This is a genomic window from Cyanobium sp. BA20m-p-22 (assembly GCF_024346275.1).
In the GTDB taxonomy this organism is placed as follows: Bacteria; Cyanobacteriota; Cyanobacteriia; order PCC-6307; family Cyanobiaceae; genus Cyanobium_A.
On sequence record NZ_JAGQCQ010000242.1, the window covers coordinates 1 to 5,774 of the forward strand.

8 protein-coding genes are annotated in these 5,774 nt (G+C 68.3%); 1 reads left to right on the top strand and 7 read right to left on the bottom strand.

Translation table 11 applies throughout. The features are described 5' to 3' along the window. Window positions 1-116 precede the first annotated feature (116 nt). From KBZ15_RS16950 to KBZ15_RS16975, 6 genes are all read right to left on the bottom strand, one after another. Window positions 117-335, bottom strand: a complete 219-nt coding sequence (locus tag KBZ15_RS16950) for a CopG family transcriptional regulator (protein WP_255016389.1) — start codon at window positions 333-335, stop codon at window positions 117-119. A gap of 74 nt (window positions 336-409) precedes the next feature. After that, window positions 410-1,498: a magnesium chelatase ATPase subunit I gene (gene bchI / locus KBZ15_RS16955; RefSeq protein WP_255016391.1), complete on the bottom strand. Its 1,089-nt coding sequence runs from the start codon at window positions 1,496-1,498 to the stop codon at window positions 410-412. Next, window positions 1,495-2,988, bottom strand: a complete 1,494-nt coding sequence (locus tag KBZ15_RS16960) for a DUF3370 domain-containing protein (protein WP_255016392.1) — start codon at window positions 2,986-2,988, stop codon at window positions 1,495-1,497. The genes bchI and KBZ15_RS16960 overlap by 4 nt, the downstream gene beginning before the upstream one ends. Then, entirely contained in the window at window positions 2,985-4,043 is a 1,059-nt protein-coding gene (locus KBZ15_RS16965) for a serine hydrolase (protein ID WP_255016397.1), read from the bottom strand. Before KBZ15_RS16965 ends, KBZ15_RS16960 begins: the two co-directional genes overlap by 4 nt. A 28-nt stretch (window positions 4,044-4,071) precedes the next feature. Continuing rightward, on the bottom strand, window positions 4,072-4,812 hold the full coding sequence (locus KBZ15_RS16970) for an RNA methyltransferase (protein WP_255016393.1): 741 nt from the start codon (window positions 4,810-4,812) through the stop codon (window positions 4,072-4,074). Further along, on the bottom strand, window positions 4,809-5,240 hold the full coding sequence (locus tag KBZ15_RS16975) for a c-type cytochrome (RefSeq protein ID WP_396123530.1): 432 nt from the start codon (window positions 5,238-5,240) through the stop codon (window positions 4,809-4,811). Before KBZ15_RS16975 ends, KBZ15_RS16970 begins: the two co-directional genes overlap by 4 nt. Window positions 5,241-5,315: 75 nt before the next feature. On the opposite strand from KBZ15_RS16975, the gene petG reads away from it, so the two are divergent. Beyond that, window positions 5,316-5,426, top strand: a complete 111-nt coding sequence (petG, locus tag KBZ15_RS16980) for a cytochrome b6-f complex subunit V (protein ID WP_094559756.1) — start codon at window positions 5,316-5,318, stop codon at window positions 5,424-5,426. An 18-nt stretch (window positions 5,427-5,444) separates the two neighbouring features. On the opposite strand, the gene KBZ15_RS16985 is transcribed toward petG, so the two are convergent. Further along, the coding region (locus tag KBZ15_RS16985) for an RsmD family RNA methyltransferase (protein WP_255016395.1) at window positions 5,445-5,774 on the bottom strand (330 nt) is incomplete at its 5' end.

Sequence of the window (5,774 nt, forward strand, 5' to 3'; positions counted from 1 at the left end):
AGGTTGCCCCGGCGTGGGCCTCGATCCAGGCGAGGGCCTGGGCTTCCCCGCGTAAGAGGTCGATCAGGATGTTGGAGTCGAGCAGCAGCCCTGCAGCCGCAATCCCAGCGGCCACCTCAGCGCTCCCATTCGCTGCGCAGGGTCCGTTCCAGGCTCAGGGAGTCTTCTGGGCGGTTGCGCCATAGCCCGAAGACGCTCTGGTGCTGAACGCCCTGGTGATCTAGCCAGCTGCGCAGGGCCTGGCGCAGACCCTCGGCCCGGGAGAGGCCGCGCTGGCGGCAGAGGCTGTCGAGCCGTTCCCGATCGGTATCCGGCAGATCGATGATCGTGCGCATCAGGCCCGCACTCCCCACGATATTGATATTGGCATCATATGCCGTTATCAATGTCGTGGCGGTTTGGCGCGGAATTAGGCCACCAACGCCAGCTCGAAGGCGCTGCGATTGCTGCTGTCTGAGCGCTCAAACACCTTGCAGAACACCTTCACCACCCGGTCGCCGGAGTCGATCGTTTCTAGAGGGTCTTTGCGCAGGCGATGGCGCAGGCAGCAGGCCATGACGCGAGCCACGTCTTCTTCGCCCACCTCGGTGCGACCCTCGAAAGCGGCCAGGGCCCGGGCGGCTCGATTGGTCACGATGTCGCCGCGCAGGCCATCCACATCCAGCTCACCGCACACCGCCGAGATGCGAATGCGTAGGTCGGCGTCGATCGCTACTTGATTCAGCAGCTTCTGCGCCGCAATCACCCGGTCCTGCAGGGCGTCCTGGGTGGTTTGCACCGCATTGTTGAAGCCGTCTGGATCACTGTCGAAGGCGGTGCGCTGATCCACCACCTGCACCCGAAGCTCTGGATCGCGCACGGTGCGCACCTCCACGCTCATCCCGAAGCGATCGAGCAGCTGGGGCCGCAGCTCCCCCTCCTCGGGGTTGCCGGAGCCGATCAGCACGAAGCGGGCCGGGTGGCGCACGCTTACACCTTCGCGCTCCACCGTGTTCCAGCCGGAGGCTGCTGAATCCAGCAGCACGTCCACCAGGTGGTCGTCGAGCAGGTTCACCTCATCCACGTAGAGCAGGCCGCGGTTGGCCTTGGCCAGCAGGCCGGGTTCAAAGGCGCGCACGCCCTCGCTGAGGGCCTTCTCGATGTCGATCGTGCCGCAGAGGCGATCTTCCGTGGCGCCAAGGGGTAGGTCGACCATCGGCACCTGGCGGGGCTCCACCGGCAGCTCCTCTCCCTGCTCGGCCCGGGCGCGCACCTCGGCGCTCTGCAGGTCGGGGTCAACCGGAGAGCTGTTGTAGGGGTCGCCGGCCACCACGTCGATCTCGGGGAGAAGGTCGGCCAGGGCCCGGATCGTGGTGGATTTACCCGTGCCCCGGTCGCCCATGATCATCACGCCGCCAATGCGCGGATCGATCACGTTGAGCAATAGGGCCAGCTTCATCTCCTCCTGCCCGACGACCTGGGTGAAGGGGAAGACCCTGCGCTTGCGGACTGGCGTCACGGACGAGTGGCTGGAGTTGATTCGGATTGTTTCACAGCTGGCTTCACAGCTGGATTAACAGCTGGATCTGGCAGCGGCAACAGGCTGAGCACCTGGGGCGGGGTGGCATCGGCCGGATAGATCAACCGCACCTGCAGCTGGCGGCTGGCCCCTGGCGCCAAGCTGATGGTGCCGAAGGCGGGGCTGGGCTCACCGGCCCGCTGCACCAAATGGAAGCTGCGCCGGCCAAGGGGCCGGCTGCCAGGACTGGCGCCATCGAGGCCCGTCACCTCCACCGTGCCGCGGAACATCACCGGCCGGCTGCCTGTAGTGCTGCCGCTAATGCTTTTGAAGCGCAGGCCACCGCTGGCGGCATCGCCCTTGAGCGGCGATTCCAGGGCCAGCTGCAGGGCCACCGGCCTAGTGGTGTCGTTGCGCAGCGGAATGCTGAGGTCGTATTCGACGCCGTAGTTACCGTGGGCGGCCCAGGCGGTGCCTGGGTAGGAGGCCTGCAGCTCGGCGGTCTGCACCTGGCCGCTGCCGAGGCTGCCCCGCTCCAGGCTGCTGATCGGCCAGGAGATCGGCGCCCGGCTCACGCTTAGCCAGCTCTTGCCTGGATCGGTGATGCGGGTGCGCCAGACGCTGCCCACCTGCACCCCACTAACCCGCGAGTACACCATCCCCCCCTTGCTGCCCCGCGGGGTGGGGCTGTGCTCCCGGGGGCTGAGGCCCCCCTCCAGCAGGGCGGCCCAGCTAGAGGCGGCCGGCGGCTCATTGCCCCGGCCGAAGGCCGCCAGGGTGGCCAGGCTCACGGGGGCCGAGCTCTCCAGTCGCAGCTGCAGGTTGCGGCCGTTGAGCAGGGGGTCCAGGCCCCGCACCGGCAGGGGCAGCACGATCAGGGTGGTGGGAGCGCCCGGGCTCAGGGTCCAGCTGGCGGGCAGCTCGGGGCTGCGCTGGCGGGAGAGCAATTCGGTGGCCACCCGGCTGCCGGGGCCGGCCCACACCGGCGTAGTGCCCTGAACCATCAGGGCTGGCAGGGGCAGGAAGGGGGCGCCGGCCTGGCCGGGTTCGATGGCTTGCGATAGGGCGGTGGAGCCAGCCAGCAGCTTCAGGGTCACGGGTCCGGGGCCGCGGGGAGCCGCCAGCACCGCCAGCCACAGGGTGGAGTCGAGGCTCTCCGGCTTGCCCGCATAGACGTGGTGGCTGAACAGGTCGAAGCGGCCGTTCAGCGCCACATCCAAGTGGGCTGCAGGCACGCCGCGACCGGCGCCGGGGAAAGTGGAAAGCAGGATCCCGGGCTCGCGAATCAGCTCGGGATTGTTGTCATTCACCAGCAGCACCCGATCCAGGCCCCCGGGCAGGGGGGCCACGCTCTGGGGACGCAGCACGACGGGGGCGGGCTGGGCCAGGGCGGCGGCGGGAGCGGCCAGGACGGCCAGGAGCACCAGGGAGGCCGGCCTCCAGGCTGGGCGGTTGGTCAAGGGTGTGGGGTTGGTGCGGTTGCGGTTCATTTGCGGCCCACCAGGGTTTTTGAAACTTCGCCGGCCATGGCACGGATCAAATCGGTGGAACGGGGGTCGTTGAAGGGACCCTTCACCATGAACGCAGCCACGGCCCGCTGGCCGCTGGGCAGTTGAATCAGGGCTGCATCGGAGTAGGCGATGCCGATGTCGCCAGTTTTGTTGTAGGTGCTGATCCCGTAGCTCAGCAGCTCGCTGTCGGGGTCCGCGGCGTCCTTGCCGAGGCCCTGCAGCAGGCCCAAAGGGATCAGGGTGTTGGTGCGGGATTTGCCCATGATTTCGCGAAACAGGTCGCGGGCCCGGGGGCTGAGGCTTTCGCCGGTGTCCACCAGGGCTATCGCCCTGGCCAGGTCACGGCTGCTGGTGGTGTTGGTGCCATTGAGGTCGGGCAGCCAGTTGTTCACCGCCGTCGAGGGCAAGTTCATGGCAGTGAAGCGTTCGTTCAAGACGGTTTTGCCGCCCAGCTTTTTGATCAGCAGGTTGGTGGCGCTGTTGTCGCTCACCCGAATCATCTCCGTGGCCGCCTCAAAGAAGGGAAAGCGCGTACCAACTGGCCGGCTGGCCATCCAGCCGGCTCCGCCGCCCACCAGTTCCTTGGTCAGGGCAAGGGGATCGTTCCAGCCCAGCTTGCCGCTGTCGAGGTCTTCGAGGCCCGCAAGCAGGATCGGCGTCTTGATCGAGCTGGCGGCGGGCAGGGGCAGGTCGGGCTGCAGCTGGGCGTAGCGGCCATCGTCGAGCACCAGCAGGAAGCCGCTGGCGGTGAGATCTTTGTGGACTGCGGCCAGTTGGCCCCAGCGCTGGCTCAAGGCTGTCAGCTCGGTGCGGGGCTCAAATGAGCCCTGGCTGAGCCCCTTGACGCTTTTGCTCAGCTCTGGCTTGGGCTCGGCGGCATCGCCGGCGCCCTGGGCCAGGCGGGGCGCCAGCAGCTTGAGGCTGGTGCCGGTGATCACCCCCAGGCCTATGCCCATTACCACCAGACGCAACACCAGGCGCAGGGGTTGGCCCCAGCTGCTGTTGGGGGGACGGGTTGGCCGGCCGGCGGACACGGAGCCCTGCAAGCAAAGTCTTCCGAAGCTAAGGGGTCCGTCCAGGCTTGTCGCCGCGCTCACTGGCCCAGCGCAGCTGGCGCACCATGCCCCTCACCAGCGCCACCTCCTCGCTGGAGGCCTGAGCCCGCTGTAGCAGCCCCCGCAGCTTGGCCATGCGGGCCTGGGCGGTGTGGGGATGGAGGAAGCCCACCTCGAGCAGGAGGTTTTCGGCGTCGCCGAGCATGGCTTCAATTTCCTGGCGCTGGCATGGTTCGGGCAGGGGCTGGGCGGAGCTGGGCGGGGCCTGCAGTTCGTGCCAGCGGTGCAGCACTGTGGCGACGGCGTGGGAGAGGTTGAGGGATGGGTAGGCCGCGCCGCTGCCCAGGGTGAGCAGCCGTCCGGCCTGAAGCAGCTCGTCGTTGCTGAGGCCCCGGTCCTCCCGACCGAAGACCAGGGCCAGGGGCGCGCTCCCCTGCCGCAGCCAGTGCAGGGCTGGCTCGGGCGCCAGCAGGGGCAGGGGTTCACCGTCCCGCCGGCCGCTGGTGGCCACCACCCGGCGGCAGTCGGCCAGGGCGGCGGCCAGGCTGGGGAAGAGGCGGGCCTGCTCGAGCACCCAGGCCCCGTGCACCGCCAGGAGCCGGGCCTCTGCGCCCAAATGGTCGCAGCGGGGGGCCACCAGACGCAGCTCGGCGACTTCGAAATTGGCGCAGAGCCTGGCGACGCTGCCCACGTTCAACGGGCCTGCGGGCTCCACCAGCACCACCACGAGTTCGCTCGGGCTGCTCACACCAGACCGTTCAGGTAGGCCAGCAGATCTGCCATGGCCTGGGGTTCGGGCTGGAATCGGGGCATCGGCGGGGTGCGCCCGCTGACCACCTGCTGGATCAGCTGGCGCGAATTCTTGCGTTCGGCCACGCCGTGCAGGTTGGGCCCCACCAGCCCCTGGCCGGCAATGCCGTGGCAGCCGGCACAGTTGACTCGAAACAGCAGGCCGCCGTTTTCAGCCGAACCGCTGAGCCCCAGGGTGGAGCTGGTGTAGGGGTCGGCCTGGGCTGCCGGCAGCACCAGCAACAGGGCCACGATGCAGGCCGCAGCGGCCATGCCCACCAGGGCAACCACCAGGCCGCGGCGGCCCGGGGCGGCTTGCGCTGGGGCTGCTTGCTCTGGGGCAGCTTCAGCTGGCGCTACTTCAAGTGGTAGGGGTGGGCCAGTCACAGTTGGTGCAGAAGGCTCGCGATTGGGGCCATGGGCGTGAAAGAATTGATTTCAGATAGCTGCGGTAGCTCCTCCATGATCGAACCCCTGCTCTGCGGCATTGTGCTCGGTCTGATTCCAGTCACCCTCGCCGGCCTGTTTGTGGCGGCCTGGAACCAGTATCGCCGCGGCACCCTGCTCGACTGAGATCCCCCAGCCCTGAGCCTAGGGCTGGTTGAGCAGTATCAAGCCCGTGCTGCCATAGGTTCTCTGGTCAGCCAGCTGCCAGCCATCAGGGATGGCGGGCATGGCCTTGGTTGCGCATTCCAATACCAGGGTTCCACCGGGCCTGAGCCAGCTGCCTGCGGCCACCTTTGCGGCGATGGCTGGGTAGAGCCCAGCGGCGTAGGGCGGATCGGCATAGATCAGATCAAAACCCTCTTGCCCAGCGGCTGCGAGCCAGCGGCATACCTCGCGGCAGTGCACGTCCCACGTGGCCATCGAGGGGCCCAGGCCCTGGCCCACCGCATCGAGATTGGCCCTGGCGACGGCGGC

Coding starts and splice junctions, on each gene's coding strand:
- KBZ15_RS16950 (WP_255016389.1), bottom strand. CDS start 335: ATGCGCACGATCATCGATCTGCCGGATACCGATCGGGAACGGCTCGAC.
- petG (WP_094559756.1), top strand. CDS start 5,316: ATGATCGAACCCCTGCTCTGCGGCATTGTGCTCGGTCTGATTCCAGTC.
- KBZ15_RS16960 (WP_255016392.1), bottom strand. CDS start 2,988: ATGAACCGCAACCGCACCAACCCCACACCCTTGACCAACCGCCCAGCC.